The organism is Paenibacillus sp. FSL H3-0469 (assembly GCF_038051945.1).
In the GTDB taxonomy this organism is placed as follows: Bacteria; Bacillota; Bacilli; order Paenibacillales; family Paenibacillaceae; genus Paenibacillus_AQ.
Genome location: NZ_CP150302.1, coordinates 3,534,185 through 3,551,842, shown reverse-complemented (window position 1 = coordinate 3,551,842; position 17,658 = coordinate 3,534,185). Strand labels below are relative to the sequence as shown.

Annotated in this window: 10 protein-coding genes; 8 read left to right on the top strand and 2 right to left on the bottom strand. The window is 51.5% G+C overall.

Annotated elements, in window-relative coordinates; genetic code table 11:
- Window positions 1-40: 40 nt before the first annotated feature.
- From ppc to glmS, 7 genes are all read left to right on the top strand, one after another.
- Entirely contained in the window at window positions 41-2,833 is a 2,793-nt protein-coding gene (gene ppc / locus NSS83_RS15285; RefSeq protein WP_341348552.1) for a phosphoenolpyruvate carboxylase, read from the top strand.
- Between the two features lie 642 nt (window positions 2,834-3,475).
- A complete protein-coding gene (gene sigW / locus NSS83_RS15280; RefSeq protein WP_036696241.1) occupies window positions 3,476-4,042 on the top strand; it encodes an RNA polymerase sigma factor SigW in 567 nt (188 codons plus the stop codon).
- A gap of 99 nt (window positions 4,043-4,141) precedes the next feature.
- Complete coding sequence (locus tag NSS83_RS15275; RefSeq protein ID WP_036696243.1) at window positions 4,142-4,756, top strand: zf-HC2 domain-containing protein; 615 nt, start codon at window positions 4,142-4,144, stop codon at window positions 4,754-4,756.
- A 211-nt stretch (window positions 4,757-4,967) separates the two neighbouring features.
- A complete protein-coding gene (gene cdaA, locus NSS83_RS15270) occupies window positions 4,968-5,801 on the top strand; it encodes a diadenylate cyclase CdaA (RefSeq protein ID WP_076160722.1) in 834 nt (277 codons plus the stop codon).
- Complete coding sequence (locus NSS83_RS15265) at window positions 5,794-7,245, top strand: CdaR family protein (protein ID WP_341348551.1); 1,452 nt, start codon at window positions 5,794-5,796, stop codon at window positions 7,243-7,245. Before cdaA ends, NSS83_RS15265 begins: the two co-directional genes overlap by 8 nt.
- Before the next feature lie 111 nt (window positions 7,246-7,356).
- Window positions 7,357-8,697 carry a phosphoglucosamine mutase gene (gene glmM / locus NSS83_RS15260; protein WP_341183788.1) on the top strand — a complete coding sequence of 447 codons (1,341 nt, stop codon included), beginning with the start codon at window positions 7,357-7,359 and terminating at the stop codon, window positions 8,695-8,697.
- A gap of 656 nt (window positions 8,698-9,353) precedes the next feature.
- Window positions 9,354-11,186 carry a glutamine--fructose-6-phosphate transaminase (isomerizing) gene (gene glmS / locus NSS83_RS15255; RefSeq protein ID WP_341183789.1) on the top strand — a complete coding sequence of 611 codons (1,833 nt, stop codon included), beginning with the start codon at window positions 9,354-9,356 and terminating at the stop codon, window positions 11,184-11,186.
- Window positions 11,187-11,309: 123 nt separating this feature from the next.
- Here glmS and NSS83_RS15250 read toward each other — a convergent pair whose 3' ends face one another.
- Window positions 11,310-12,188 carry a LysR family transcriptional regulator gene (locus NSS83_RS15250; RefSeq protein WP_341183790.1) on the bottom strand — a complete coding sequence of 293 codons (879 nt, stop codon included), beginning with the start codon at window positions 12,186-12,188 and terminating at the stop codon, window positions 11,310-11,312.
- Between the two features lie 111 nt (window positions 12,189-12,299).
- Here NSS83_RS15250 and NSS83_RS15245 point away from each other — a divergent pair, with 111 nt between their 5' ends.
- A complete protein-coding gene (locus NSS83_RS15245) occupies window positions 12,300-13,586 on the top strand; it encodes an adenylosuccinate synthase (RefSeq protein ID WP_341185205.1) in 1,287 nt (428 codons plus the stop codon).
- Between the two features lie 165 nt (window positions 13,587-13,751).
- Here the strand turns inward: NSS83_RS15245 and NSS83_RS15240 are convergent, their stop codons facing one another.
- A complete protein-coding gene (locus NSS83_RS15240; protein ID WP_341348550.1) occupies window positions 13,752-17,591 on the bottom strand; it encodes an S-layer homology domain-containing protein in 3,840 nt (1,279 codons plus the stop codon).
- Window positions 17,592-17,658: the final 67 nt, after the last annotated feature.

Sequence of the window (17,658 nt, the reverse complement as noted above, 5' to 3'; positions counted from 1 at the left end):
TGTTAAGAGCATTGATCCGGAAGAGGATGGGGGGAGCAGCATGACCGAACTTACGACTGCCGTTAGCAAAAGCAACTCCAACAATCTGCTGCGGCGAGACGTACGGTTCCTGGGGAACATACTGGGCGAAGTCTTGGTACACCAAGGCGGCAACGAACTGCTGGATATCGTGGAGAAGATCCGGGAGACCAGCAAATCGCTGCGCTCACTGTTTTTGCCTGAACTGCACAATGAATTTAAAGAGCTGATCAGCTCACTGGACCCGGAGAATCGCCATCAGGTAATCCGCGCGTTCGCTATTTATTTCCAACTGGTGAATATCGCCGAACAGAACCACCGCATTCGCCGTAAACGCGACTACGAACGTTCTGCCGGGGAGACGGTACAACCGGGGTCGATTGAGAGCGCGGTTCAGGAGCTTCGCGAACGGGAATTCTCCCACGAAGAGGTTCTTGAGATCATGAGCGGCATGTCACTCGAGCTGGTTATGACCGCTCATCCTACAGAAGCTATGCGCCGTGCGATTCTCGATATCCACAAACGGATCTCCGACGACGTCATGGGCTTGGATAATCCGACGTTAACCTTCCGCGAACGCGAACAGCTCCGGGAGAAGCTGCTGAATGAGGTAATTACCTTGTGGCAGACTGATGAACTCCGTGACCGCAAGCCTACAGTGCTGGATGAAGTGCGTAACGGGATGTATTACTTCCATGAGACGATTTTTGAAGTGCTGCCGGATGTATATCAGGAGCTTGAGCGTTGTCTGAGCAAATATTATCCGGGCCAGAACTGGCATGTGCCGACCTATTTGCGTTTCGGTTCATGGATCGGGGGAGACCGAGACGGCAACCCTTCAGTGAAGGCAGCCGTTACCTTACAGACCCTCCGTCTGCAGCGCAAGCTGGCTATTCGTGAATACCAGCGTATTATGCGCGAGCTGATGCAGTATCTCAGCTTTAGTACAAGCATTGTGAATGTGACGCCGGAGCTGCTGGAATCCATTGAGGCAGACCGGAATATTATCAATCTCAACCGGGTCGATGCCTGGCGTAATGATAACGAGCCTTACCGGATTAAGCTCAGCTATATGATCTCGAAGACCCAGAATGTGCTGGACGATGAGAAAAAAGGAACACCAGAGCGCTACGCATCTCCGGCGCAATTCATCGACGACCTGAACGTGATTGACCGCAGCCTGCGGCATCACTATGCCGATTATGTAGCAGATACCTACATTAAGAAGCTGATTCGTCAGGTGGAGCTGTTCGGCTTCCACACCTCTACACTGGATGTCCGCCAGCACAGCCAGGAGCATGAGAATGCAATGACAGAGGTTCTGGCTAAGATGAATGTTACGCCGGATTATTCCAAGCTGTCGGAGCAAGAGAAGATTGTGCTGCTGGAGAAACTGTTGAATGATCCGCGTCCGCTGACTTCCCCTTACCAGTCCTATAGTGAAGGGACAGAGGAATGCCTGGCGGTATACCGTGCGATTTATGAGGCGCAGGAGGAATACGGCAAGCAGTGCATCACTAGCTATCTGATCAGTATGGCGGAGGCGGCAAGCGATATTCTGGAGGTTATGGTCTTCTCCAAGGAAGTCGGCTTGTTCCGCAAAGACAACGACGGTACGGTAGTCTGTACTCTGCAGGCGGTGCCGCTGTTCGAGACGATTGACGACCTGCATGATGCGCCGCAGATTATGCGTACGCTGCTCAACATGCCGATCTACCGCGATGCAGTCAGAGCGATGAATGATCTCCAGGAGATCATGCTGGGGTATTCCGATAGTAATAAAGACGGCGGTGTGGTTACAGCGAACTGGGAGCTGCGTGTGGCCTTGAAAGAGATTACAGCAACTGCCGATGAGTTCGGTATTAAGCTGAAGTTCTTCCACGGACGGGGCGGCGCACTCGGACGCGGCGGTATGCCGCTCAACCGGAGTATTCTGGCCCAGCCGGCTTCCACCATCGGCGGCGGGATTAAGATTACTGAGCAGGGTGAGGTTATCTCTTCCCGGTATTCGATGAAAGGCATTGCTTACCGCAGTCTGGAGCAGGCAACATCTGCGCTGATCACGGCGGCTATTCATGCCAAAACGCCGCAGACGGATCTGTACGAAGCTAAGTGGGATGAGATTATTGCCCGCATCTCTGAAGTCTCGCTGAATAAATATCAGGATCTGATCTTCCGTGATCCGGATTTCCTTACGTACTTCAAAGAGTCCACGCCGCTACCGGAGGTAGGCGAGCTGAATATCGGCTCACGCCCTTCGAAGCGGAAGAACAGCGAGCGCTTCGAGGACCTGCGTGCAATTCCTTGGGTATTCGCTTGGACGCAGAGCCGTTATCTGCTTCCGGCATGGTATGCCGCCGGAACCGGTCTGCAGAGCTTCTATGAGGGCAAGGAAGAGAATATGAAGATCATGCAGCATATGTATGCCAACTTCTCATTCTTCACGACCCTGATCGATACGCTGCAGATGGCTATTGCGAAGGCGGATCTTGTCATCGCTAAGGAATACGCCGGCATGGGTAAGAACGAGGAGGCGCGTGCGCGAATCTTCGGTCAAATCGAGGCCGAGTTCAAGCTGACCTCCGAGCTGATCCTTCAGATCACCGGCCAGCAGGATATTCTGGATAATGTTCCGGTCATTCAGGAATCCATCCGCCTGCGTAATCCGTATGTCGATCCGCTCAGCTACCTGCAGGTTCAGCTCCTCGCTGAGCTTCGCGCCCTGCGTGAGGCTGAGGGGGATGACGCTGAGCTGCTGCGCGAAGTGCTGCTCACGATCAATGGTATTGCAGCCGGTCTTCGGAATACCGGCTGATGCTTTGTGAGCACTCGCTCTGACGATCTTGATCTAAAAAGTCGGCGAAGCCGCTTTAAGGTTTTGATCTCAAAGTGGGCGAAGCCGCTTTAAGGTTTTGATTTTCAAAGTCGGCGAAGCCGCTTTAAGATTTTGAAGTCGTTGTTCTTCAACCCCGTTCGCCTCTTAGCTAGAGGAGGGACGGGGTTTTTGTCGTTCAAGGAGGCCGGGAGCCACAGGCACGGCCGAGCCCATGCCCCACCCCATTGTTGCCTGAGATATACTTTGGGCAACAAGAAAAGCTGTAGTAGGGGAACCCAGGCTGATGGAGGGGGCGGAGCGGAAATTTGGAACTGCAGGAGCGATAGCGTTCGCCTTTATTGGCAGATTTCGACCGCAGCCTGCGGTTCCAATCAGGAAATCTGCCAATAACAGCGACCGGAAGTCCAAATGTTCTGCGCAGCCCCCGACTAATCAGCCGCCAGGGGGTTCCTGCTGCGATCAGCCGCCAGCAGCCCGGCAGAAGCTTTTCCAGCACATTATATAGAAGGTAACAATACAAACCTTGATTTTTGAACACACATGATTTACGATTTAAATGCTTGTACCGTGGTCTTCGAAGAGCTGACAGTCCAAGGGCGGCAAGTCTGGGGGAGTTAACAGGTGGAGAATCTGGAAGGCAGACTGACAAAGCTCGCCCTGAAGGGTGACCAAAGGGCATTTGCCGAGCTTGTGGAACTATATAAAGACAAAATTTATCATTTGGCTTACCGTATGCTGAATAACCGTCATGAGGCGGAGGATGTTGTTCAGGAGACTTTTTTGCGCGTCTACAGAAATCTGGACAGGTATGATGATAAGCAGAAGTTCTCGACATGGATCTACCGGATTGGCACGAACCTCTGCATTGACCGGCTGCGTAAGCGGCGCCCGACCTATTCCCTGGATGCCGAGATGAACGACCAGGAGGGGATTGACGGGTATTCGATGATTCCGAGCGATAATGTGACACCGGAGACGGAACTGCTGCTCTCGGAGACACAGAGACTCATCTATGAAGCCATCGACAGCCTGCCCGTTAAGTACAGGTCGGTGATGATTCTGCGGTATCTGCAGGATTTGTCACTTCAGGAGATCGGCGATGTGCTGGATATGCCTGTAACGACGATCAAGACCCGGGTGCACCGGGGCCGTGAGTTTTTGCGTAAGAAGTTAGGACCCAAATTGTAAAAATAGATTATTTTTTATGAAACTCCTGCAGGGCAGGGACGTATGTAAGTTAAGCAAGTCTTATGCACTAAATTAGCACGTATGAAAGGATTGGCTCCTATGGAATGCAAACTGGCCGTCTCTATGATGCACGACTACCTGGATGACGACTTGCCCGACCTGCAGCAGAGGGAATTGAAGGAGCATCTTTTATCCTGTACGGAGTGCCGTGCGAGGTTCAAAGAACTGGAACAGACCGATATGCTGATGTTTTCCCTGATGCACCAGGCACCTGTGGCCTCGGAGGATATGGTTAGCCGGATTATGGATTCATTACCGAAACCCAAGAAGGAAAGAGCCTTCATCACCTGGATCAAGAGACATCCGGCTCTGACGGCGGCGTCCATGTTCATTCTTGTGATGCTGATGAGCTCCGTAACCTTTTGGAATCAGGATCGGCAGCTTGTGGTTAGAGGGGCAGACCTCGACCAGGTTGTGATCAAGGGGAATACGGTGATTGTACCCTCCGGCAAAATTATCTCCGGTGATCTGACGGTGGAGAACGGTAAGACTCAAGTCTACGGGGAAGTCAACGGGAACGTAACGGTGATCGACGGTTCTCTGTATCAGGCTTCAACCGCCCATATCTCCGGGCAAGTCAAAAGTATAGACCAAGCAGTAAGCTGGATCTGGTATAAAGTGACGAACATGTTCTCTGAAGTTGCCTACCGATAGCTAAATGTTGGTCGCTTGTAGCAGATAACTCATTTGCGCCTCTTTTTCCGGAAAGATGGCGCTTTTTTGTTGCCTGAAATTACAGGTTCTTCAATTTACCAGCCGCTAAACTTGCAACCGGAGGCGTAACGTTATAACCTAGAATAAGATTCAAACTTAACAGACAATTTACATAAACCCAGCTAATTTGAAATGACGGGGGTTTTCGGCCATGAGCTACTTTACTGACCTTACATGGAAAGAATCCATTAAAGATATAATCGATATTCTAATTGTCAGCTACATTATCTATAAAGTGCTCAATATGGTGCGCGGGACGCGGGCGGTTCAGCTGCTGAAGGGGATTCTGGTGCTGGTCGTGATCTGGGGCGGCAGTACGCTTCTCGACTTATACACGCTGAAATGGCTGATGAACCAGATGTTTACGTTCGGGGTGTTTGCGATCTTTATTATTTTTCAGCCGGAGCTGCGGCGGGGGCTGGAACAGCTGGGCCGGGGCAAGTTCTTCGGGCGGAATGCGGAGAGCGATGAGGAGATCAGCAAATTAATCGGCGAAGTGATTAAAGCCGTGAATTATCTTGCTGTCCGTAAAATCGGGGCATTGATCGTATTTGAACGGGCTACGGGGCTTAATGAATATACGGAATCAGGGATTGCCATGCGTTCTGAGGTCAGCTCGGAGCTGCTGATTAATATCTTCATTCCCAACACGCCGCTGCATGACGGGGCGCTGATTATGCAGGGAAGCCAGATTGCTGCGGCGGCCTGTTACCTGCCGCTCTCTGAGAATCCGTTCATCAGCAAGGAGCTGGGAACCCGGCACCGTGCCGCCATAGGTATCAGCGAGGTAGCAGACTCGGTGTCTGTGGTCGTCTCCGAGGAGACGGGGCAGATCTCACTGGCCATTAATGGACAAATTGTCCGGGATATCAAGGAAGAATCCCTGATCTCGAAGCTGCACCAAGAGCTGAGTGCAAGCAGCTCGCCCCTGATGGAGAAGAGCTCTGCTTTCTGGAGACGGAGGGGGAATAAAGACAATGGATAAGTGGATGAAGAATAACAACTTCAACAAGATCCTTGCCTTGGCTCTAGGGATTATTCTGTGGACCATTGTGCATGTGGATACAGCGCCAACGTACCAGACTACGGTTAATAACGAATCGAAGACGATTGAGAATGTCAAAGTGGAGATTGAAGGCTTCGACAGTGAGAAGTATGTACTGACCAAGGATGTGGATAGCGTCAGGATGGAGGTAATGGGCAAAAAGTCTGATCTGACCTATAAGTTCTCCGATGCTTATCGGGTATGGCTGGATCTGAAGGATGTGAAGCCCGGCGATAACACGCTTCCGCTGATGTATTCGACTCCGAGTGGTGTCACCCTGGAAGCTATGGTCCCGAATCAGGTGAATGTGCATATAGAGCCGCGGACGACCAAGTCTTTTCCCGTCTCGCTGAATATTATGGGAGAGCCGGCAGCAGGCTATGAAGTAGGCAGTCCTGTAATTGACCCGGAATCGGTGGAGGTTACCCTTCCGGCAAGTGATCTTGGACGGGTAGCGAAGGTGCAGGGGAAGGTGGAGCTGGACGGGCAGAATGAGACTTTTAGCGAGAAAAGGCTGAAGCTCTTCGCTCTGGATAGTAAGGGGAATGTGCTGGAGGATGCGGTCATTGAACCCTCTACAGTAGCGGTGGAAGTGCCTGTTACCCTCCCGTCCAAAACCTTGCCGCTGGACATCAGCTTCACCGGCAGTCTGCCCGGCTCACTGGTGCTGTCCAGGGTAACGCCTGAACAGGATATGGTAACGGTGTACGGCAGTGCTGAGACCCTTAAGACCTTATCCTCGTATGAGGCTGTACTGGATTTGAGCGCTATCAAGAATGCTGGTACAGAGCAGATGAAGCTGGAGCTTAAGCCGCCGGAGGGCACCGGCAAGATTGAGCCTGCGGCAATGACTGTAGCGGTCTCTGCGGCGGAGATTACCCAGCGGACCCTCTCTGCTGTCCCCATTAAGCTGGAGGGCGTCAGCAGCGGGCTGACAGCCCGTATCATAGATCCTGGAAGCGCCACTATGGATCTGACCATATCAGGTGCGCCAACGCTGCTGGATCAGCTCGACCAGGATAGTATCAGCGTAGTTGCAGATGCCGGTGGGCTTACGGCTGGCGTTTACGATGTCACGCTGCAAGTGTCGCTCCCCCGGTTCATTACCCTGCAGAATACCGCCTCGCAGCTTGTTGCGAAGGTTGAGCTGGTAGCGCCTGCTGCTCCGGCTGCGACTGCCGCGCCGGACAGCAGCCCTATCCCGACGCCTACGCCGGAGCCCAGTGCTGAGCCTGCATCCGGGGACGAGACGCTCGTAGAGCCAACCCCGGAGCATACCGGCGAGATCATAGAGGAGACCCCGACGCCGACACATATTCCGCCGGAGGCTGAACCGACGCCGCCCGCAAGCGGGAATAATGCCAACAGTACGGGCGGAACGTAATTTTCCGGTCATGTACGAGTCTATATGAGCACCTGACATACACGAATTATTGAATCATTCATACTATAATTTATTAAGCTGAAGCAGCGTATTCACAAAGGAGAAAATAAGATGGGTAAGTATTTCGGAACAGATGGCGTACGCGGGGTGGCTAACCGTGAATTAACAGCAGAAATGGCCTACAGTATTGGACGGTGCGGGGGGTATGTGCTGGCAGGAAATGTGGAAAAGCCTAAGGTGGTCATCGGGATGGATACACGGATTTCCGGTCCGATGCTGGAATCGGCACTGATTGCCGGATTGTTGTCCATTGGGGCGGATGTAATCCGTCTGGGTGTAGTCTCTACCCCGGCTGTTGCTTATATCACAAGACTGCTCCAGGCGGATGCCGGAGTGATGATCTCTGCTTCACATAATCCGGTGGAAGATAACGGAATTAAGTTCTTCGGCGGAGACGGCTTCAAGCTGACAGACGAAACAGAGCTGCGCATTGAGGAGCTGATGGATGCCGAGCAGGATGAGCTGCCGCGTCCGGTGGGAGCTGGTCTGGGCACACTGCGGGCAGATGATCAAGCGAAATATCTCTATCTGGAGTATCTAAAGACAACCATCGACCAGACCTTCAAGGGGATGAAGGTAGTGCTCGACTGTGCACACGGTTCAGCCTATGAGCTGGCACCGCGTCTGTTCAAGGAACTGGGTGCGGAAGTGATTGCCATTGGGGCAGAGCCGGACGGGCTTAATATCAATGACGGCTTCGGCTCCACACACCCGGAGACTCTGCGTGCAGAGGTGCTGCGCCATGGTGCGGATCTGGGGCTTGCTTTTGACGGGGATGCGGACCGCCTGATTGCTATCGATGAGAACGGCGACGAGGTGGACGGCGACTTCATTCTCTGCATTTGCGGGGATGCGATGAACCGTGCAGGGAAGCTGAAGGATGGCACTATTGTATCTACAGTAATGAGCAACATCGGGTTCTACAAGGCAACAGAGAAGCTGGCGCTGAATACGGCGAAGACCGCGGTCGGCGACCGTTATGTCATGGAAGAGATGCGCCGCGGCGGCTATAATCTGGGCGGGGAGCAATCCGGCCATGTGATTTTCCTGGACTATAATACTACGGGTGACGGAATTCTGACTGCGATTCAACTGGTGAATACCATGAAGTCCTCCGGCAAAAAGCTAAGCACACTGAAGTCCATGATGACTAAATATCCGCAGGTACTGGTCAATGTGCGTGTGCAGGACAAAACCAATTATCCGAACAATCCGGCCATTGAGGCCGCGATCATAGAAGTGGAAAGCAAGCTGGGCGACAACGGGCGTGTCCTGGTGCGTCCTTCGGGAACCGAGCCGCTGATCCGTGTAATGGCCGAAGGGCCGGATAAGGCGGAGCTGGATCTTTTTGTAGGGCAGATTGTTGAAGTGGTTCAGCGCGAGCTGGTGTAATCACTCACTGAAATAGCAGGAACGGTAGCCGGTGGATGGATCAATCCGATTCGTTCACCGGCTGAATTATTAATGAGGTCATGGCTGTTTGGAAAAAGTGTGAAATGGATGAAAAAGGTTTTCTTCGGCACATCGTTGCAAAAACAGTATGAGATGCATATAATAGACTGAGTGTCATTCCAGAAGGAAAGCGGGGATCGTAAGGTTATTGCAACACAAGCGCCAGAGCTTGATCTTGCGCGGGAGAGAAGGGAGGACCGGTAGCTGCGCCGACAGTGCAGGACGGTCTGAACGGATCACGGCAGATGTAAGCTGACGAGGTGGAGGTGTTCGAAATGTTCGGCGGGGACCTCCCGGTGATGCACCAGAGCCGTAAATGGAAGCGGAAAATGCGAGGGCGACCTTGCACACAACGCTTCTGTGGGTGCCAATTGAAGATGTACAAATCATGGGTATGCGCATTTGCAGGAACGCAGATGGTTCTGCCACGGCAGAGGAGAAGACTGTGCATAATCGTGACTAACGATGTAATTGACAGGTTATCATGTTGAGTGTAATGGACAACATCATATTTGCTTTTCTTCAAAACATGCCGCACGGCACGTTTCTTTCCTCATGCGCCCCTAATTACGATAAATTGGACGGAGGAAAATATAATGTGTGGTATTGTAGGATATATTGGTAATCAGAATTCGCAGGGGATCTTGGTAGAGGGTCTGAAGAAGCTGGAGTATCGCGGGTATGATTCCGCTGGTATTGCTGTGTTCACGAAGGATGGTCTGCAGGTGGTAAAAGCACAGGGACGTATGGCGAACCTGGAATCTCGTCTGGACGCGACTCCGCTGACAGGCAGTGCCGGAATCGGCCACACCCGCTGGGCAACACACGGCAAGCCATCTGATGAGAACTCTCATCCGCACACAGATAATACTCACAAATTCTCGGTAGTACACAACGGGATTGTCGAGAATTATCTGGATCTCAAGGAAGAACTGATTGCCGGAGGATGCCACTTCACCTCGGAGACAGATACAGAAGTCATCTCCCATCTGATTGCCCGTGAGTATAAGGGAGATATTGTTAAGGCTGTACAACAGGCGATTTCTTACATGCGCGGAGCGTTTGCTCTGGGTGTACTGACTGAATATGAACCGGATAAGCTGGTCGCTGTACGTCAAGCCAGTCCGCTGATTATCGGTCTTGGAGAAGGCGAGAACTTTATCGGGTCCGATATTCCTGCACTGCTGGAATATACCCGCAACGTATATATTTTGAACGACGGCGAAATGGCTGTATTGACACGGGATGCTGTCGAACTGATGACGATTGAAGGCAACTTTATTTCTCGGGAAATGATTACTGTCGATTGGGATGCCGTTACCGCAGAAAAGGGCGGTTATGAGCACTTCATGCTGAAAGAAATCCATGAGCAGCCTAAGGCTTACCGTGATACGATGCGCGGCCGCATGAACGCTGAAGGCAACAAGGTTATTCTGCCTGAGCTTAACCTGACAGAAGAACAAATCAAGAACATCCGCAATATCCAAGTGGTAGCTTGCGGGACTGCTTATAATGCCGGTCTGGTTGGACGTAACCTGATTGAGTCCCTGGTGCGTATTCCTGTAGAGAATGATATCGCTTCTGAATACCGTTACCGTTCGCCAATCGTAACTCCGGAGACACTGGTGATCGTAGTGAGCCAATCGGGTGAAACTGCTGATACTCTGGCTGCTCTTCGTGAAGGTCAAGCAAATGGAGCCCATGTGTTGGCGATCACCAACGTAGTAGGCAGCTCGATTGCCCGAGAAGCAGATAGTGTACTGGTTACGCTGGCGGGTCCAGAGATCGCTGTAGCCTCGACCAAAGCTTACACTTCTCAGCTGATCGCATTCACTTTGCTGGGTCTGTATCTGGCTGAAGTACGCGGCACACAGTCTGAATCTGAAGTGACCAAGATTTTGGCTGCTATGCAGTCTCTGCCGGAACAAGTAGAAGTGATTCTCGGTCAAAAAGACGCGATCAAAGCTTACGCTGAGCAAATCGCTGAGCACAAGCACCTGTTCTTCATCGGCCGCGGCGTAGATTACGCTGTAGCTCAGGAAGGCTCGTTGAAGCTCAAAGAAATCTCCTACATTCACTCCGAAGCCTATGCTGCGGGTGAACTGAAGCATGGTACCTTAGCCTTGATCGAAGAAGGCGTTCCTGTCATCGCTCTGGCTACTCTGGAATCCGTGCTGGAGAAGACCGTCAGCAACATCAAAGAAGTGAAGGCCCGTGGCGCCCATGTCATGGCCATCACTCACGAAGAGCACAAAGACGACCTGCTCCGCTCTGTTGATCAGGTATTCGTGATCCCTCAGACCCTGCCGCTGCTGACCGCTGCACTGTCTGTAGTTACCCTGCAGTTGCTTGCTTACTATGCGTCTCTGGCCCTGGGCCATGATGTGGATAAGCCAAGAAACCTTGCGAAGAGTGTTACTGTGGAGTAGGGGATAGGGGAAACTAAAGCTGTATAAATTAATATCCAAGAAAACTCAATTAAGAGCAGCCTGAATATTCTTTCAGGCTGCTCTCTTTTTAAACCTTGTGATATAAATAGCCCAGTTTAAATTTCATGGCAAAAATTCAAGGAATCGTCGCGAAGCAGCAGAAAGTGGGACATTTTTAAGTGTCGCAATCCCGACATGGCGTTCAGGAATTGGAGGCGTTAGAGGAATTTCAATTAGCTTACCATCATTTAATTCCTTAGTAACGTATTCCCGCATGATAAAGGTAAGGCCAAACCCGCTTTGGGCAAATTGGATAAGGAGATCTAGGCTTCCCAATTCAAACTCAGGACTTAACGTAATCCCGTTAGATGCAGCATACTCATCCAGAAAATTTCTCGTGCTTCCTCCTGGTTCAAGCAGTAACAAAGGGTAACGATGAAGTTCCTCCAAAGGTAATGGTTTGTCTGCTAAAGCCGCATACTCTTGATTACCAACAAGGCAATCCTGCTGTGTTGAACTGGTACGGAAATCGATCTTAGCATCAAACACAGGCAAGTTCACAACTCCGAAGTCAATTTTACCTTCCTTCAAAAGTGTGAGGGTCTCAGGTGTTGTCCGATTAGTGACGCGGATCCTGACTTCTGGATATTGTTTGTGGAATTGTTCAAGGTGCGGCAACAGAAAATGCTTGCATAGCGTATCACTTGCTCCGATGTTAATTTCCCCATAAGACAACTCTTGCATCTCCGCAATTTTCTTCTCACCAATTTCGATAAAATGCATGGCTTGCTCCACAAAATTAAAGAGTACTTCACCTTCAGCGGTTAGCGTAACCCCTTTTGTCGTACGGAAAAACAGTTGCCCGCCGAGGCCCCTTTCTAGCTGTTTAAGTGTATGGCTGACCGCAGGCTGGGTGATATGGAGTTTCTCTGCAGCCTTGGTCAAACTCCCTAATTTTGCTGTCCAATAAAAAACGCGATACCATTCCATATTGAATTCCATAGTCATTACCTCAATTTATGTTAGTCATTATTAAATTCAATTTTACTAATGCCTGTCTTTCAAATTATAATAACCGCTGTAAGGGATTACAAGCGGTGGAGGCGAATGAATTTGACGGTTACAGCAATTGTAGGAGCGAATTGGGGAGATGAAGGAAAGGGCAAAATGACGGATGTGCTTTCCGCAAAATCATCTTATGTGGTCCGTTATCAAGGTGGAAGCAATGCGGGGCATACGATTATCAACGATTACGGAAAATTTGCGTTACACATGCTGCCTTCGGGGGTTTTCTATCCAAACGTCACGAATGTAATTGGCCCTGGAGTAGCGCTTGATGTAGAGTCTTTTATGAGGGAAAGGGAAGAACTGCTTGCCCGGGGTGTGCCAGAACCTTGTTTACGTGTGTCAGATCGAGCCCAAATCGTTCTTCCAATCCATCGTCTATTTGATGAACTGGAAGAGGAGCGGCTAGGTTCACGCAGTTTTGGGTCGACAAAACGCGGAATCGCACCCTTTTACGCTGATAAATACGCAAAGCTTGGAATTCAAGTGTCAGACTTGTACAATGAGGAGCGGCTCTTTTCACGCTTACAACAATCGCTGGAGACTAAAAATGTGCTGCTAGTGCATATGTACGGGCGACAACCGGTTCAACCCGAAGAGTTGATGCCGGAATTAGTAAGCCAAGGAGAAAAACTTCGGCCATTTGTTTGCAACACCACTTCAATGCTCCACGAAGCCTGCGAAAATGGTGATTCCATACTGTTAGAAGGTCAACTGGGGGCACTTCGAGATCCTGACCACGGCATTTATCCTTTTTCTACATCTTCTTCAACACTTGCAGGTTTTGCTCCAGTAGGTGCTGGGTTGCCTCCATCTGCGATTACGAGGGTATTGGCAGTAGTAAAATCGTATTCAAGCTGCGTTGGCACGGGTCCCTTTGTATCCGAATTAGATGGAGTGGCGGCAGATGAATTAAGACAGCTCGGGGGGGATGCGGGGGAGTATGGCGCAACCACTGGCCGCCCTCGTCGTGTCGGTTGGTTCGACGCTGTCGCAACCCGTTACGGCTGTATGGTACAAGGTGCAACCGAAGTCGCATTAACGAATCTGGACGTACTCGGATATTTGGAAACCATCCCAGTCTGTACAGGTTATGAACTAGAAGATGGAACAATAACTGACCAATTTCCAGTGAGTGCTAAGTTAGATAAAGCAAAGCCGATTCTGCAGCATTTTCAAGGTTGGAGATGTGATACATCTAATGCAAGATCTTATGATGACCTGCCAGATGCCGCGAAGCATTATGTTGAGTTTATTGAATCAGCAATTAATGTGAAAATCACGTACGTTTCTGTAGGGCCAAGACGTGAACAGTTAATAGTGAGGAACATATAAAACATTCTAATTAGCAATTGGATGCCAATTTAAGGATCGGCCGCTATAAAAAGAAGCACAGAGTCTGTTTAAACTCTGTGCTTTTTGCATATCTATAGGCCATTTGTCTTTTATGAACTTGCAGTTATTCCGTTTTCAATGAAGGAAATGTAGCCGGATTCGCCCCTAACGATCTATAAATTTCAAATACTTCAGCATCCGCGTCAACATAACCGCACTCTCAGCACGGGTGACCGGAGCTTTAGATGAAAAGTCCACGGCTTCGGAATACTTCAGGAGACCCGCCTCCAGCAGCATCGATACAGGCTGTGCCGCCCAAGGAGCGAGGCCGGTTGTGCCGGCCAATGTTTCTGGAGTGAGTCCGGTTATCTGCGGGATCTTTCCGGCGATGTTCAAGGCACGGGCGATCACAGCGGCTAACTGCTCGTGCGTTAACCTGGCATTTGGCCGGAATGTACCGTCCTCATATCCCGTCATGAGTCCTGCCTCCAGGGCTGTTTCAACAGCCGCAGCATACCAGGCACCGGAAGGGACATCTGCAAAAGAGTGGACCGCCCCGGACTCCATCAATCCCAGGGCACGCACCAGCAGCGCAGTGAGCTCCGCACGAGTCAAGACGGTATCCGGTGAGAATGTGGCCCGGCTTACGCCTTGCATAATCCACTTGTTAGCCAAAAGCTGAATATCTTCCTCGGCCCAGTGCCCGGCGGTATCAGCGAAGGAGCGACGGGTTGCAATTGCCGCAAACAAGCCGTTATGCGGTGAATGAATGATCGCTTCACCCGCAGTTGCGCCAAACAGCGCAGGTACAAAATGGACACTGCTGTTTTGATCTACCCTGACAACCGCAGCTGGAAGCGGGTCAGCGGGGGAGGGAAGCGGCAGCGACTTATTCAAATACATATTTGTGGATCTGTTGTTTAGACTCTCTACAGGCTTCCCGTTTCTCTCCATTGAGAAAGCGACAGGGCTTCCGGTCAGCTCCGCTCCCTGGTTCGCAAGGACGGCGCTTAGTGCTTCCTCCTCAGCCGCAGTAAGCCAAGAGATGCCCAGGGTCACGATGGAGCCGGAATCCAGCGCAGGCATAAGACCGTTGAGCCGGCGCAGAGGCAACCCATGCTCGGCTCCGTTTACTGCAAAAGTGATGGCTGGGTCATCTGGACCGGTGCCGGATCCTTCTTTGGCAGCAGCAGAAGATCCCAAATGGTTCGCAGGCACACTTGCAGCTGAGGCCAGCTTCAGCCTGTTGAGCACTGCTTCTGCCGGGAGGTCAAGAAATACTGCAGAATAGCTGTTCGTCTGGAATTCGATACGAACTTCATTTTGAGCAGCGAGTGCTTGAGCCAATATCGCAGCATCCGGCTTCAAGCGGATCGCCGACTGCCCGCCTTGGGTTATCTCCCGCGACATCGTGACCAGAACGCCTTGGCCGTTGATGGTCAGCAGAACCTTAGCCGGGTCAACTGTGGCTGCGGGGCTAGCCGGAGCCGAACCAAAGTCCGGAGTTGGTTCCGGCGATGACGTCGGTGTCGGCGACGATGATGCTGTCGGTGACGGTGACGGTGACGGTGTTGGTGTTGGTGTTGGTGTTGGTGTTGGTGTTGGTGTTGGTGTTGGTGTTGCTGTCTGTGACGGTGTTGGTGTTGCTGTCGGTGACGGTGTCGCTGTCGCTGTTGGTGTTGCTGTCGGTGTCGCTGTCGCTGTTGGTGTCGCTGTTGGTGTTGGTGTTGGTGTCGGTGACGGTGTCGGTGACGGTGTTGTTGTCGGTGTCGCTGTCGTTGATGGTGTTGTTGCCGGTGTCGCTGATGGTGTCGGCGACGGCGTTGGCGAAGGTTCCGGCTCAGGCGTCTTGCTTGAAGTGAGCATAATCCTTCCTGTATCTGCTGTTTGCCCTTCCACAATCTCGATGCTCTGTGTGAAAGTGTGATAACCCGCTGCTTCTATCATTAACATGTGTGTGCCAACCGCAATATGATCCAGTCTGAAATGACCTTGCAAATCGGTCTGTTTGAGGGTGCCGTCAAGCGATACCGAGGCGCCTGCGATCGGGTCAAGTTCAGAGTTGTACACTGAGCCTGTCACGCTGCCTGTTGCAGATTCGACGGTGAGAGATGCCTCAGCCGTCAGACCGTTTGATGCGGTGGCGACAATAACTGCTTGACCGGGACTCAGGGGATGTATTTCACCGCTAAGTTCGTCTACCTCCGCTACTGCAGGATCAGTGGATCTCCAGGTCACCTCTTTATGGGTGGCGGAGTCCGGCTTCAGAATTGGAGTAAGCTTTACCGGCGCTCCGCCGGCTGTCAGAAGAAGGGATGACGGCTCAAGCGTGATGCTGCTAACCGGGATCTCCTGCCGAATATGCGCAGTCTCCAGCACTAAACGCTGCCAGGCTAGAATGTGTCCTTGTCCGTTTATCTCATACAAATCTACAGTCATTCCCGGCTGTACACCAGAAAGATCGGAGCCGGGGATATATGGGGCCGCACCTTCCGGGAGGGAGCTGTCCAACAGAGGAGGATCATTTTCCGCCCGGTTCAGCATATATGCAAAGGAGCTGCCAGCCTCCTGCGGTACCACCTCAATGGCTGTCGTGCCGATCGCAGTACCTGGCTGGAGCGCTACATTCAGCTCCAGTGCTGGTCTTTTTACCTCAAGCTGGAGCGAGCGTACAGCCGTTGCCCCGCCGGCATCCATCGCCGTTATTTTAACAGTGTAGGTGCGATTGTCCGAAAAACCGGCTGTCGGGGTACCCTGCATTTCGCCTGAAGCGCTCAAACTCATGCCCTCGGGAAGCCCTGAAGCGCTCCAGGTCAGCCCGGCATGTGCGCCGTCATAACCGGCAAGCGCATAGGAATAAGGCTTATTATGCACGGCATAAGGGAGCGTCTCTGTTAAGACTTCGGGGCGGAAGTAAGGGTATCCATCGTTTACCTTTGAGTTCATATTCCAGATATGCCCGAAATCCCAGCCCATGTAAGTCGTTTGCAGCTTCATCTCGGCGGTTGTTTTTGCGGTAGCCTCTCGGATATCCGATTCATAGAAACTTTCTATCCCGACAGTCATCCCGGTAGTATTCGTATCGAAGTAAGAACTAGATACATCTGTCCGTGTCACATAAGCTGCAATGCCCGCTCTGCCTGTATAAGTAGTTCCGGGATAATCAGAAGCTATGATCCCACGGGAATAAGTATGTTTTATAGTGTTTCTATCTTCTGGAAAGCCGATTAAATAGGCGCTAACTCCGGCGGTGAACAGAAAACTACTTCCGTCATACTCTGTGTTGCGGACCGGACCGCTGGAATAGGAGTCAATGATGGAGGAAGCGACAAGATGTCCGGCAATCCCGCCGCTGTACCTGTTGGCTCCCGGGCCGACGGTGACAGTGGCATCCGAGGAGCTTCGCTCAATGGTTGCCCGCTCCAGTATCCCTGTAATTCCGCCGGCAGAAATAACCTGATTCGGATTGCGGGGAAGAATACTGGTTACACTGCCTTTCGTATAGGCTCTCTCGATGCTTCCCCCGGACAGAAGTCCTGCTACTCCCCCTGTAATGGAGCCGCCCCTGATATTCAACTCCAGACTAAGGTTGCGTATGCTGCCGTTGGCTTCGCCGAAGAAACCGGCGTAGACGCGCGTGTAGCCGTCGATGGTGACCCCTTTTACAGAGTGCCCTTGCCCGTCAAAAACTCCGCTAAATGGAGCATACTCATTACCGCCAAAAGGAATCCAGGACACGCCGGACAGGTCGATGTCCTGGAGCAGCCGCAGATTCTTGTCTACATATTGCTCCTGGTGCTGATCGATATAGACCAGATGCTCCGGGGCGGATAATTCTACCCAGCCTTCTATCACCGGCGGTATAGCTTGTAGGCTGTCCGCAACTACATTCATACCGTCTGCAACGGTTCCAGCCGAAAAAACGGGCGATGTACACAGCCCCGGCTGTCCGATAAGCATCACGCCCACAAGCAAGGCGGCTATCTTTGATTTATGTATTCTCACTTCTTTTTCCCCTTTCATAGCGCTGCTGATTAGATCAAATTATAGTATATTTAAATTCATAGATTGT

What these genes read in the sequence shown, in the direction of transcription:
- NSS83_RS15250 (WP_341183790.1), bottom strand. Translation starts at nt 12,188, where the DNA reads ATGGAATTCAATATGGAATGGTATCGCGTTTTTTATTGGACAGCAAAA.
- cdaA (WP_076160722.1), top strand. Translation starts at nt 4,968, where the DNA reads ATGAGCTACTTTACTGACCTTACATGGAAAGAATCCATTAAAGATATA.
- glmS (WP_341183789.1), top strand. Translation starts at nt 9,354, where the DNA reads ATGTGTGGTATTGTAGGATATATTGGTAATCAGAATTCGCAGGGGATC.
- glmM (WP_341183788.1), top strand. Translation starts at nt 7,357, where the DNA reads ATGGGTAAGTATTTCGGAACAGATGGCGTACGCGGGGTGGCTAACCGT.
- NSS83_RS15275 (WP_036696243.1), top strand. Translation starts at nt 4,142, where the DNA reads ATGGAATGCAAACTGGCCGTCTCTATGATGCACGACTACCTGGATGAC.
- NSS83_RS15265 (WP_341348551.1), top strand. Translation starts at nt 5,794, where the DNA reads ATGGATAAGTGGATGAAGAATAACAACTTCAACAAGATCCTTGCCTTG.
- ppc (WP_341348552.1), top strand. Translation starts at nt 41, where the DNA reads ATGACCGAACTTACGACTGCCGTTAGCAAAAGCAACTCCAACAATCTG.